Origin of the sequence: Brachyspira catarrhinii (assembly GCF_005518285.1) — a bacterium.
Classification (GTDB): domain Bacteria; phylum Spirochaetota; class Brachyspiria; order Brachyspirales; family Brachyspiraceae; genus Brachyspira; species Brachyspira catarrhinii.
The window spans coordinates 1-12,624 of record NZ_SJDU01000025.1; the positions used below are offsets into that span (position 1 = coordinate 1).

Sequence of the window (12,624 nt, forward strand, 5' to 3'; positions counted from 1 at the left end):
ACAAATGCACCGACTATGCCGCTTGCGAGCCTGTTTGTCCAAGCAACGCTATACATCAAGCTTAATCTGTTACGGATGGCATTGGGGCGGGTTTTTTAGCCTGCCCTTTTTTAAAATAATCAAAAATTTAAAATAAAATTTAAAGGAATTTTTAATTGATAAATAACACCCAAGCTTTCATTCTCGCTTACAATAAATATAAAACTTCTTCAATTATAGCTTCGTTTCTTACAAAAAATTCTATAATAGACGCTATTTGCTATAAAGCGAAAAAAGATTCAAAAGCGTTCGGTTCGGACTTTGAAACCGTATCTAAAATACAAATAAGTTTATATCAAAAGAAACAACCCAATTTATCTATATTAAAAGAATCTTCAATAATAAAAAATTATAATCTGCTCGAAAAATCAATTTATTCTTCGCTTGCCGTTTTTTATATAAGAGAGGTTTTATTATATTCCGCAAAAGATTTTGACGAAAGATATTTTATACTTATGGAAAAAATATTAAACGCTTTGGAAAAATTGGAAGAAGAAAAATTATTATTAAACGAAAACGATTTATTAAAAAATTATATAAACATACTTTTAAGAGCGTTTGAAATGAAAGTTCTTTATATTGCGGGAATATCTCCGCAGTTGGATTCCTGTATTTTATGTTCCAACAGAAACGCCGATTTTTACTCGATAACCGAAGGCGGAATTATATGCGATAATTGTAAAATAAGCTCAAAAGACGCAATCAAACTTGAAAAAGGCGATATTGATTTTATGAGAATAATAAAAAAAACTTCTTTAATCGACATAGCCCAAAATAAAGAATTAAATAATTTTTATATAAACTCGATTACAAATGTCAGAGATATAATGAATAAATCTCTTTTCAATCATTTAAACAAAAATTTCAAAAGCCTTAAAGTATTGGAAGAAGTTTTATTTAATTAATATATCAAATACGCTTTTTGCATCGTCAACAATATAAGTGGCGTTTTCAAATTCTTTATCTTCGCCGAAACCGTATCTAACGGCAATCGAATCAATGCCAACATTTTTAGCGCCGTCAATATCGTCTATTCTATCGCCAATCATTATGGTTTTTGACTTGTCGAATTTTTCTTTTGATAAAGCTTTAATTAGAACATCGGTTTTATTTTTAGATTTTTCGCCAAATACGGGAGCGTAAATTTCTTTAAAGAAAATATTTAAATTAAAATGTTCTATTATTCTAACAGCCGATTCTTTAGGTTTTGCAGTCGCCACAAAGAGATTAAATTTTTTATCATGCAGATTTTTTATTAAATCAAAAATTCCATCGTATAATTTGCAGTTAAATAAACCGTCATTTTCGTTATAATCTTTTCTGTAATATTTTATGAATTCGTTTGCAAGATTTTCATCTTTATGGCAGTATTTCATAAAACTTATATCGAGCGGAGGTCCTATAAATTTTCTTAAAATATCTTTTGAAGGAATTTCTATATTTAAATTATGAATTTCGTTTATCTTTTTTATTCCGTATATAACGCCGTTTATTATGCCGATAGCCGAATCTGTTATAGTTCCGTCAAGGTCGAATAAAATATTTTCGTATTTAGGCATATTAAGATTATTCTATTTATTTGTAAATAATCGTTTCCAAAAAGATAGTTCTTTTGCAAGAACATCGGCAACTTTTATACTCTCATTAATTAATTGTTTATCGTCCATGATTAAAAATCATCCGCTCCAAAAGGTTTTTTATATTTTCTTAATTCAGTAGTTAATTTTGTCAAAATAAAAGTGCTATGTTCGATATTATTTACATCTAAAAATAAAAATTCTATATTGTATAAATTATAATAAATCTCTTCCGCTTTACTTCCTGTTATAGTTATTCCACCATCGTTAATATATTGACTAACATCATAAACTATCAATTTTCCTTTTCTTAACATTAATTCCGCAGTATCGCCTTTTTTTATTCTTCTGTCTTTTATTTCTACTGTTATATTTCCATTGTTTCCTGTCAATATTAATTGCGATAAACCATCCCTATCCGATTTAATTATTTTTACTATTTTATTTGGACTTACAACCTCTACTTTTACCTCTTGCGTATTTTGCGCTGTTAATGTTCCTATAATAATTAAAAATAAAATTAATATCTTTCGCATTATTTATGCCTCGCTTTTTTATTTTATAGTATATACATAAATTATTTTTTTTCAAGTATTTTTCTATTTTTAAGAATATTAATCTTTTCTGTTTTCTCTTTTCGCAGTTTCAGGCAGAATATCGTAAATTTCGTTTACTTTCTTTTTATCGGTTAACATTTTCTCGGCTATATAATTTATTATTTTAAACAACGCAATAGCTATTCCTTGATTATCTTTTATATCCAATTCATTCGGATGAACGGCGCTATTACCTATAACCCGAACGGAATCTAACGCTTTTTGCAAATCTTCATTAATAATTTTTTTATCAATCAAACTCTTAATAGCTTTATCAAGGTTTTTATCTTCTCCTAAATATATCATTAGTTTTTGCAATGCCAACCGCAATAAAGTGCAAGCACCTCTTGGCGAATCTTGAACGATAAGCGAAGCCTCTTCATAATCGGCTTTTATGTCGTCTGGTAAATCTTTGTTTGGTAAAGGAGTTAAACGAGGTTTTGGATATATCATTTTTTCATCTACCCAAATGCTAATTTTTTTACAGTTTTGACAAATTGCAAATGAGTTTGCAAACTTTTCATAAATATCTACTATATGCTCTATATCATTTACTCTATTTCGTGCATTCTCACTTGCATATAAATAGTTCTCTTTTATATCTTGTAAATTAAGATAAATACCTTGTTTTATTTTATTTGGTGTAATGAAATTCATTTGAGCAATAGCTTGACAATGCGGGCATGTGAAAGGAGTTGTATTGAATTTTGGTTCTTTAAAATTGTTTTCCATTTTTTATATTTATATTAACATATGTAATTAATTGTAGTATAACATATAAATTTTAAATTTCAAGTTATGAATAAAAACGAATTATTTTCTATCTGGCTTTTTATCGGTTTTAGGCTCGCCTCTGTATTTTTCGCTCAATATTATTCCGTTTTCTTCGTAAAAAGTAACAGCTTTGTAATTCTGCCTTATTGAAAACTCGGCGCTTCCTATAACAAGTTCGACTCCCGATAGCATTTCTTTTCCCGCGCTTATAGTCGATTCCACTTTTTCTATTTCCATTTGTTGAATCATACTTTCTCTATTCAAAACGACTTCCTCTCTTCTGCTATTCGATTGTTCCAGCTGCTCTTTTAAACTTTGCAATTGTTCTTTCTTTTCATCGTCCAATTTTTTTATTTTTGCCGCTTGCTCTAAAGATTTTATTCCTCTTTCAATCTCTTCTATAGCCATATCCAATTCTTCTTTTTCTCTTTCCATTTCCTCGATGGCTCTTCTTTTAGCGGGACTCACTCCCGTTTCTATTAAAGTTTTCGCTCCCGCTTGAGAACCCAAAACTTTTCCGTTTACTTCGTTCAAAGCTCTTAATCTTCCGCCGCTTGCTGACGCTCTCTTTCCTATAAGTATTATTCTATTGTCGGCGTCTATATTTGAATTTAAAATCGCTTCCGTTACGACTACATTATTTCCCGCTTCTATATTTGAAAATTGTATAAATTTGGCTATAACATCTCCGCCAGCTCTAACGAAACTATTTTCATTTCCTTGAATACCGAGCTTAACCATTATGTCGCCTTTTGCCTCGAGGTCGCATTTTCCAACCGTTCCCTGAATGTCTATATTTCCTTCGGCTTTAATCGAATAATTATCATTAACGCTTCCTTTAACAAGCACGCTTCCGATAAAATTGATATTTCCCGTTTCTGGTCCCACATCGCCCGCAACTTCGAATATAGGCTCTACGCTCAATAATTTTCCTTTCAAAACCACTTGCCCGTTTATAGAGGCGATTACAAATTTTCCATCGTCCGACATTTTTACATTATCGCCCAATATTTCTTTAGGGTCTATATCCTTTCCTCCTTTGGTTTCAATTTTATCTCCAAATACGGTCGTTCCTTCTTCGCCTTCGCTCGCTTCGATTTTTTCAGCCAACCTCTGCCCTTCTTCGACATTTTCGACAATGCTTAAATCTTTATAATCTATACTTTCTTCTTCGCCTATAAATTTAGGTATAATTTTTTTATTTACATTAACCAAAAATTCTATTTTCGCGTCTTTTCCATTGATTGGAGGATTGCCTTCCGCCGCAAGAATTGGGATATTAAAATTGCCTTCTTCCAAAGATTTATTAATACTTTCTTCTTGTATTCCGTAAACGATTCCGCTATTTTCAAGCAACTCCTTAATATCTATCAAATCCATTTCTCTTCCGCCGTTTGTGGGTTTGCTCATAGTTACAAAAGCTTGCATTTTATCTTCCGTAACGGAATAATTGAGTCTTGCATTATATGCCGCTTTTGAAGAATCCCACTCGGCTATTTTCTTATATTCGCCTTTCTGCTCGCTTAAAATCTTTTTAGCCAAATTGGAATCGTATTCTTTTATTCCAGATTCTATCAATTTTGATTCCAACGCGGCAATATCTTCTATCCTCTTTCCATCCGCCACAGGAGGAGACACTTTCAAAAATACGCCGTCTCTTTTTACTCTAACGATTATTTTCGTGTCTTTATCCACTAAAATATTATCTTCTTCGCCATTTTCAATAGAAGTATAATCTTTGTCCGTTCCCATATTTATTTTGGATTTTTCGTATTCTATATGAGTGTATCGGACAAATATTTTTCCTCCGCCTATTCCTAAAAATCCTCCGCTTCTGTCTCTAATCACTTTATAAGTCAATTCGTAAACGGGACATTGAAATATTGCGGATGCTTCTTGCATTCCCTGTTCCAAAGAATTAACATACAATTCCACCGAATGAGAATTTTGAGAATTATAAATATTCTTATAAAAATTACTTTGTAAAATTTTTCTTTTCAATTCGTTCATAAAATATCCTACGCTTAATAGTATTATAATAAAGCTTTTTTTATTTCCGAAAGACTATGCCTTAAATCTTGTATGGCTTTCGTATGAAGCTGAGATACCCTGCTCTCGGATACATCCAATACTTTGCCTATTTCTTTCAAAGTTAATTCATCATAATAATATAATATCAATACCTGCTGTTCTTTATCGGGAAGTCTTTTCAAAGCCTTCACTATCTCTTTTTGAACCTCTTCTCTTTCAGCTAAATATTCTGGATTTGTTTTATCGCTCGATTTTAAAGTATCTATAATAGAAATCTCATCCGAATCGTCTCCCAAATACCAAACCTCGCTTAAGGAAGTTGTAGAGGCTTGAATATTATATCCCATGATTTCATTATACTTAGCCAAATCTATATTAAGCATTTTAGCTATTTCTTGAGGCTGCGCTTTTCTTTTTAATTTTAATTCCAATACTTCGGTAGCTTCTTGAATCCTTTTTATATCTTTACGAACCGACCTTGGCAAACTATCTATTTTTCTAAATTCGTCATATATAGAACCTTGTATTCTCGTAAGCGCGTAAGTTTTGAATTTTATATCTCTATTTGGGTCATACTTGTCTATAGCATCCAAAAGTCCGAAAAATCCAAAACCTACTAAATCCTCAAAATCCACTCCTCTAATATTTGCCGTGTGTATTCTACCAGCTGCATATTTTACTAAAGGAGTATATTTTAGCACTATAGCCTCTCTTATATGAGGAGATGAAGTTTTTTTGAATTCCAACCAATATTCATGTTCGTTTTCATCGGTTATATTCGGTAATATGTCTTTTTTATTCTTTTTCATAATGAACCACTCTATTTAATTTTTTATTATAACTTATTAACTTTATTAAAAACTAAAAATAATTTGCCTTTATTTTCCTTTATCTTTCGCTATCGCCGTTCTTATTGCCAATGCGGCTTTTTCGGGGTCTTCCATAACTTCTCTTTCCATAACTCTTTCGTTTATTTTTTTATCGCCGCCGTAATAATCGCCCGAATCGGAAATATTCGGAGAACTTTGATAAGACGAAGCGTTTAATATAATATCTCCTATATCGCCTCTCAAGTTATCATAACCCGCTTTATTATTTTTATCAATATTAAAATCGTTTTTAACGGTCTCTTTTGGCTTAATAATATCTTCAAACGTTGAAGAGGAATTATTTTCGGGTTTTGATTCGGTTAATATATCGCCATCGCCAACATTAGAAGTTTGCAAATTATTCGTTTCTTCGGGCGAGGAATCGTTAGGAATATTGCCTAAAGTATCGTCCGAAACATTGGAAATAGTTTCAATATTGGAAGATTCTATTATATCCGCCAAATATTTCTTCAAAGCTATACTCAAACCGTATAATATCAATATGGTTATCACGGAAGAAATAAGCGCTTTCAAAATGGAAATATCGATTCTATTTTTCAAAATAACCGAAAGAATCAAAGTAGCCAAAAAAGATAAAGAGGTTATAAACAGAGTCAATTTTCCGAAATTGGACGAAAAATAACTTTTTAATTTATTAACTATATTCTCCATAACCGCTCCTAATTACTCTTTTTTATATTAGCGTTTTTTACATTGCCATTTTTTGTAAGAAAACGAGACAAAGTTTCCATAAAACCCGACAAACCTTTAGTATCTCTACTGTCGCTATATTCCATATCCGCAATTTTTTTTGCAATATTATGTATCGACATCGAAGCCTGACATTTATTGTCGTATTGATAAAAAGGAAATTGCTGCGAAACCGAATAAGGAATCGTTTTGTCTTCAAAAATATATCCCAAATATTTAACATCCATATTAAGATAATTTTTACTCGCGCTTATAATATTGTCGCTAACGACTTTAGCCTGCGAAGGTTTTGTAACTCTATTTACTAAAATTTTAATATCCGCTTCCGAATCTTCGCTCGCAATAACTTTGACTACCGAAAAAGCGTCCAATACAGCCGTAGGTTCTGGAGTCGTCACTATTATATTCTCATCCGAAGATAGCCAAAAATACGCCACTTGGTCGGAAATTCCCGCTCCAGTATCCACGATAATAATATCCGCATCATTTAAAGAATCCATACTGCTAATTAATTTGCTTAATCCCCTAGCCGACAAATTAGCCAAAGAAGAAAACCCAGAAGCTCCCGCAATATATCTTATTCCGTATTCCGTATCGACTACAATTTCATGCATTTTCTTAACGCCTTTTATGACATGATACAAATTATATTCGGGCATATTTCCCAATATAACATTGACATTTCCAAGTCCCAAATCGGCGTCTATCAAAAGAACATTCTGCCCCAATTCATGCAAAGCTATAGCCAAATTAACGGCTATATTGGTTTTGCCTACGCCTCCTTTACCGCTTGAAACGCTTATAATTCTTTGAGGTCGTTTGTCTTTTGCGCCCATCATTTTTCTTAATTCGTCCGCTTGGTCTTTCATAATATATTATAAATCCTAATTAATTATAAATTATTTTAAATTTCCATATAAACTTTCTATTATCTTTATTCCGTATTTTTTCGCCGTGGATATATCTTTTGGAACTCCCTGTCCATAAGTGACATAAGTTATCGGAGTTTTCGTCCCCGTTATTGCGCATACCGAAGAAGCCAAATAATCCGTCTCATCAACTTTCGTTAATATTATTCCTTTATAATTTGCGGGCTTAAAAGCCTCGAGTATTTTTACAGAATCTTTATATTTTGCAGTGGAACTCATAACGAGCTGAATATCCATATCGAATCTTCCAACCGTGCTAAAATATTTTGACATAGAAATTATCTCGTCCGTTCCTTTAGGAGAGCGTCCCATAGTGTCCACAAACAACAGAGAAGAGTTATCCATCTTTCTTATTTCCGCCCTCAAAGCTTCGGGATTGCTTGCGCTTGTAAACGGCACTTTTAAAATGCTCGCGTATCTTTGAAGTTGGTCGACAGCCGCTATTCTATAATTATCTATTGTCACAAAAGAAACTTTTCTACCCGACCTTATATATTGAGCCGCTATTTTCGGTATAGTCGTAGTTTTGCCGACTCCCGTTGGTCCCACAAAAACGATTATTTTCTTTTTATGCCCTATATCTATTCCGTCCGAAAGTATCAATTTGTTCGTAAAATATTTTTCTATTTCTTCTCTTATAATTTCGTTCGATTGGAAAAATCTCGCGTTGCTCGAAGTAAGCAAATATTCCCTCAAATTAAGTAAAGTCTCTTCGGGAAATTCTCTATCTCTTAAATAATTGAAACTTTCTTCCATAGCGTCCGCATTTTCAAAATTATCTCTATCGTCATCGCGATAATCTTTTCTCCTATCGTCAATATCGTTATTAAAATCAAAATCTTCTCTATTTTCTCTGATATATCTCGTTTTATTAATAGAGCTTCTTTCCGATTCGTAGCGATTATAATAATTATTGTTATTATTGTCGATATTTTTATTTCTATTAAAATTAGGAACATTGTTTTCAAAATATTCTTTAACAATATCTTTTACTTGCGACTCTACCATTTTTTTAATATTTTCGTCTATAGAATTTTTGCGATTATAATAACTGTCGCTTAACATCGAGTTTCCGAATAAAGAAGAATTATAAGAATTGTTAAAAGAAGATAAAGGATTAAAATTATTATTTTTTATTCTGTTATTAAAATTATTGTTATTAAAATTTTCCATTCTATCGTTATTAATTTTTTCGTCCATAATTCTTTCGTTAATGGTTTTTTCGGGCGAATTATTCGTTTGGATATTTGGAGATAAATTTAAACTATTATGAATGTCGTTATTTGTATCCGATTGAACGGTTGATTGAACTTCGGATTTTTTGATATATTGAGCCTCTTTTAAACGTTTAATCATATCCACTATTCTCTCTCCCATTTCGCTTCCGTCTATAGTTTCCGTGGTATATTTATGTTTATTCAATTCTTTTTCATCGCTTATAAGTTTATCCTCGTAAGAATCCAAATCGTTATCCTTATTGGAATATTCTTTAACGACACTTTTACTTTCGCTTTTTCTATTATGACTGCCAATAGGCATTACTCTAACGACCCATTCTGGCTTTTTGAACAATCCCAAAGGACCTTTCGGTTTTTCCTGCCACTCTTTTAATAACATAAAATTACTGCCATACTGCACCGTAGCTTTTGCATAAGCCTCCGTTTTTGTTTCCGCTCTAAATTCTTTTATATCCACTAATGCCATGATTATAACTCCTCAATTTTAATTTTGCTCTAAAACGCCGATAGAAACTTCAAATTCTTTTCTTATGATTCCAAAAATAGTTTTTCTTTTTAATTCTCTGATGCTGATAATAAAATAGCTTTCTCCGTATTTGTCTCTCGCTATTTTTTCAATCTGCTCTCTATTCTTTCCAAAAATTTTAATAGTCTTCATAATTTATTTTCTCCGTTTATCTATATTTTATTTAATAATTCTTACTATTTTCATTTAATGCTCGCCACTCCTTGAACATTATAACCTTGCATAATTTCGGCTGTGGATACCACTTTATATTTTCCAATATTCTTCACTATAAATTGATATAAAGGTTTTCTTATTAAAGGCGAAGTCAAAAATATTATCTCCGCTACTCCCGAATCGTTTACCAATTTTATCGCGTCTTTTATATTTTTAATCAAATTCTGCATGCTTTCAAAACTCATGGCTATCATTTGACTGCCTTGCAAATTTCCCGTATTGACGAGATTTTGAGCTATATTATTTTGCAATTGCTGACTAAATGTTATAACTTTAATATTTTTATCCGCGTCTGCAATCATTTGAGATATTTGAGGAGCGAGCCTGCTTCTCACAAGTTCGGTAGCTTGTTCGCTTCCCATAACAGAAATTGCATCGGCGATTCCTTCGAGTATTGCCACATTATTTTTAATAGGCACTTCCTCTTGCAAAAGATTCTGCAAAACTTTTTGTATATATCCGAGCGGACTTTCGTTATGAGGTTTAGCCGCCAATATTTCGGAGACAAGCGCTTTATTTTCGTCTTTGATTCTATCGAGCATTTCTTGAACTTCTTCTCTGCCGATAATGAGATTTGCGTTTCTTTTAATTATTTCGCTAAAATGAGTCGCTATAACCGTGCTTGGCTCGAATAGAGTAAATTTTTTCTGTTCGGCGTTATGTCTTTCGTCAACTTTAATCCAATAAGCGGGCAAACCGAACGCGGGTTCTTTTACCATTTCGGCTTCTTCCGTAGGTTTTTCTTTAGACTCCGAATTCAAAGCCAAAAGCATAGTCGGACGAACGAAATTTTTTGCCATTTCAATTCCGTTGATGCTTATCGTATATTCGTCTGGTTCTATCGCCTGATTATCGACAATACGAACGGGAGGAACTGCCAAACCGATTTCTAAAGCCAATTCTCTACGAACTCTGCTTATTCTATTTATCAAATCTCCGCCTTCCGATTCTAAAGCCAAAGGAATCAAAGAAGTTCCGACAGAAAGCTCGACTTTTTCTACTTTTAGTAAAGGAGTGACATCCAAAGGTCCCTGTTGAGTTTGTTCTGGAGCTTCCGCTTTAGTTCCGTCTTCGTTAATTCCAAGTTCTTTTTGTTCTTTTCTCATTAAATATCCCGCTAAAAATAAAGCGATAGATATTACCAATAACGCGGGTTTTGGAAATCCGGGCAAAATCATTAAAAAGAAAGCGAATCCCGAGCCTATAAATAAATTTTTAGGTTTTGCAAATATTTGAACGGCAATTTGAGTCGATAAATTATCCTCGCTGCTGCTTCTTGTAACTAAAAGTCCAGTAGCAAAACTCATAAAGAAAGCTGGAATCTGACTCACCAAACCGTCTCCGATTGTAAAACGAGTGTATGTGTCAATCGCCTGATTAAACGGCTCGCCTCTCATAGTCACGCCGATTATAAATCCGCCGACAATATTAATTACCGTAATAATCAAACCAGCTATAACATCTCCTTGAACGAATTTTGAAGCTCCGTCCATAGTTCCGTAAAAATCGCTCTCTCCTCTGATTTTCTTTCTCTTATCTTCCGCTTCTTTATCGTTAATAGCTCCCGCTTGAAGTTCGCTTTCAACCGCCATCATTTTTGAAGGCATACTATCGAGCGCAAATCTTGCCGCAACTTCCGATACTCTCGTAGCTCCTCTCGTGATAACCACAAATTGAACTATTATAAGAATAATAAATATTACGACTCCGACAACCACATTGCCCGCGACAACAAAATTGGCAAAAGCGGTAATTACTCTTCCGTCAAAACTTGCTCCTTGAGACAAAATCGCTCTCGTAGTGGAAACATTTAAAGCGAGTCTAAACGCCGTCATAACGAGCAGGACCGAAGGAAATACGCTAAAATCGCTCGCGCTTTTTATACTCAAAACCATAAGAAGTATTAAAAGAGAGATTATTATATTTATCACAAGAAGCAAATCCAAAATAAAAGTTGGCAAAGGTATGATTAACATCATAATAACCATAACCGCAGCTATAGCGAACATAACATCCGTATGTCTTCCTAAATTATTGGCATTAGGTATTTTGAAAGGAATATTCATTTCCGCCATTTTTTATCTCCTACATCGCTCTCGACATTTTTTCATCGCGTATTCTATAAACTTCGCCGAGTATTTTTGATACGACATGAAAAAGTTTTTCGGGTATATATTTTCCTATATCGACATTGTAAAATAACTCTCTTGCCAAAGGTTTATTTTCCACTATTTCAATTTCGTTTTCTTTCGCAATTTCTTTTATTCTTAAAGCTATATGGTCAGCTCCTTTCGCCGTCACCATAGGAGCGTAATCTCCGTTATTATATTTCAAGGCCACGGCAAAGTGAGTCGGGTTCGTTATTATAACATCCGCTTCTGGCACGGCTTTAAGCATTGTTCTATTTACTATCTTTCTTGCCATTTCTTGCAACTGACTTTTTACCAAAGGGTCTCCTTCCATTTCTTTAAACTCTTCTTTCATTTCATACTTTGTCATTTTCAAACTTTTTATATGCTGTCTTCTTTGAAAGAAATAATCGAATACGGAAACTATTATTAAAAATACTATAACTTTCGCAAGCATTTCCAAAACTATAAAGAAAAACACATTCATAGCTTGAGAGAGTTCCATATTAATCATATTAAATAATTCGTTTCGTTTTCCGTTTATAGTCGTAAAAGTAAGAATGGCTATTACAATCATTTTAAAAAGTATTTTAGAAAGATTCATTAAATTTTGAGGAGAGACAAAAACTCTCTCTTTGAAATTCGTCCAAGTAGGCGCTATTCTTTTGAAATTAGGTTTCAATTTTTTAACGGTAAATAAAAATCTCGTTTGAGCCAAATTGACTCCGACTCCCACTATCAAAGCGGCAAATAAAATTATTCCCGCAGTTTTAGCGACTAAAAATATTATACTTAAAAATATATCGGGCAAACTATTTAAATTCATTGTGTTATCCGCGTCCGATATTTTATTTATAATTTCCATGAAAAACTGCCCAACCGTATGCGTCAAATATCCCGCCAAAATAAATATCAATCCCAAAGTCACGGCTAATACCAAAGTTTGATTTATTTCTACGGAATTTACTACTCTACCCCTTCCTCTCTCG

At 32.8% G+C, this 12,624-nt stretch carries 12 protein-coding genes; 1 reads left to right on the forward strand and 11 read right to left on the reverse strand.

Annotated features, from left to right (window positions below; genetic code table 11):
* Positions 1–155 precede the first annotated feature (155 nt).
* The gene (recO, locus tag EZH24_RS01830; protein WP_137997435.1) at positions 156–944 is read left to right on the forward strand and encodes a DNA repair protein RecO; all 789 of its coding nucleotides are present in this window, start codon (positions 156–158) and stop codon (positions 942–944) included.
* On the opposite strand, the gene EZH24_RS01835 is transcribed toward recO, so the two are convergent.
* The 11 genes from EZH24_RS01835 to EZH24_RS01880 all read right to left on the reverse strand — a co-directional run.
* Entirely contained in the window at positions 933–1,598 is a 666-nt protein-coding gene (locus tag EZH24_RS01835) for an HAD-IA family hydrolase (protein ID WP_137997436.1), read from the reverse strand. The genes recO and EZH24_RS01835 overlap by 12 nt on opposite strands.
* Positions 1,599–1,708: 110 nt before the next feature.
* A complete protein-coding gene (locus EZH24_RS01840; protein WP_137997437.1) occupies positions 1,709–2,152 on the reverse strand; it encodes a hypothetical protein in 444 nt (147 codons plus the stop codon).
* A gap of 78 nt (positions 2,153–2,230) precedes the next feature.
* Positions 2,231–2,944 carry a DUF4145 domain-containing protein gene (locus tag EZH24_RS01845; protein WP_137997438.1) on the reverse strand — a complete coding sequence of 238 codons (714 nt, stop codon included), beginning with the start codon at positions 2,942–2,944 and terminating at the stop codon, positions 2,231–2,233.
* A gap of 81 nt (positions 2,945–3,025) precedes the next feature.
* Positions 3,026–4,996, reverse strand: a complete 1,971-nt coding sequence (locus EZH24_RS01850; RefSeq protein ID WP_137997439.1) for a DUF342 domain-containing protein — start codon at positions 4,994–4,996, stop codon at positions 3,026–3,028.
* Between the two features lie 23 nt (positions 4,997–5,019).
* Positions 5,020–5,826, reverse strand: a complete 807-nt coding sequence (whiG, locus tag EZH24_RS01855; RefSeq protein WP_137997440.1) for an RNA polymerase sigma factor WhiG — start codon at positions 5,824–5,826, stop codon at positions 5,020–5,022.
* 69 nt (positions 5,827–5,895) lie between these two features.
* Positions 5,896–6,558: a hypothetical protein gene (locus tag EZH24_RS01860; protein ID WP_137997441.1), complete on the reverse strand. Its 663-nt coding sequence runs from the start codon at positions 6,556–6,558 to the stop codon at positions 5,896–5,898.
* A gap of 8 nt (positions 6,559–6,566) precedes the next feature.
* Complete coding sequence (locus tag EZH24_RS01865) at positions 6,567–7,466, reverse strand: MinD/ParA family protein (protein WP_137997442.1); 900 nt, start codon at positions 7,464–7,466, stop codon at positions 6,567–6,569.
* Between the two features lie 30 nt (positions 7,467–7,496).
* Positions 7,497–9,230, reverse strand: coding sequence for a flagellar biosynthesis protein FlhF (locus EZH24_RS01870; protein ID WP_137997443.1), 1,734 nt, complete (start codon positions 9,228–9,230; stop codon positions 7,497–7,499).
* An 18-nt stretch (positions 9,231–9,248) separates the two neighbouring features.
* Complete coding sequence (locus tag EZH24_RS14770) at positions 9,249–9,422, reverse strand: hypothetical protein (protein ID WP_170310822.1); 174 nt, start codon at positions 9,420–9,422, stop codon at positions 9,249–9,251.
* A 50-nt stretch (positions 9,423–9,472) separates the two neighbouring features.
* Positions 9,473–11,572: a flagellar biosynthesis protein FlhA gene (locus EZH24_RS01875; protein ID WP_336596086.1), complete on the reverse strand. Its 2,100-nt coding sequence runs from the start codon at positions 11,570–11,572 to the stop codon at positions 9,473–9,475.
* Between the two features lie 19 nt (positions 11,573–11,591).
* A partial coding sequence (locus EZH24_RS01880) for an EscU/YscU/HrcU family type III secretion system export apparatus switch protein (RefSeq protein WP_137997445.1) occupies positions 11,592–12,624 on the reverse strand: 1,033 nt, incomplete at its 5' end.

Excerpts from the sequence above, each read along its gene's own strand:
- EZH24_RS01875 (WP_336596086.1), bottom strand. The coding sequence starts at position 11,572 with ATGAATATTCCTTTCAAAATACCTAATGCCAATAATTTAGGAAGACAT.
- EZH24_RS01840 (WP_137997437.1), bottom strand. The coding sequence starts at position 2,152 with ATGCGAAAGATATTAATTTTATTTTTAATTATTATAGGAACATTAACA.
- EZH24_RS14770 (WP_170310822.1), bottom strand. The coding sequence starts at position 9,422 with ATGAAGACTATTAAAATTTTTGGAAAGAATAGAGAGCAGATTGAAAAA.
- whiG (WP_137997440.1), bottom strand. The coding sequence starts at position 5,826 with ATGAAAAAGAATAAAAAAGACATATTACCGAATATAACCGATGAAAAC.
- EZH24_RS01860 (WP_137997441.1), bottom strand. The coding sequence starts at position 6,558 with ATGGAGAATATAGTTAATAAATTAAAAAGTTATTTTTCGTCCAATTTC.
- EZH24_RS01835 (WP_137997436.1), bottom strand. The coding sequence starts at position 1,598 with ATGCCTAAATACGAAAATATTTTATTCGACCTTGACGGAACTATAACA.
- EZH24_RS01870 (WP_137997443.1), bottom strand. The coding sequence starts at position 9,230 with ATGGCATTAGTGGATATAAAAGAATTTAGAGCGGAAACAAAAACGGAG.
- EZH24_RS01845 (WP_137997438.1), bottom strand. The coding sequence starts at position 2,944 with ATGGAAAACAATTTTAAAGAACCAAAATTCAATACAACTCCTTTCACA.
- EZH24_RS01865 (WP_137997442.1), bottom strand. The coding sequence starts at position 7,466 with ATGAAAGACCAAGCGGACGAATTAAGAAAAATGATGGGCGCAAAAGAC.
- EZH24_RS01850 (WP_137997439.1), bottom strand. The coding sequence starts at position 4,996 with ATGAACGAATTGAAAAGAAAAATTTTACAAAGTAATTTTTATAAGAAT.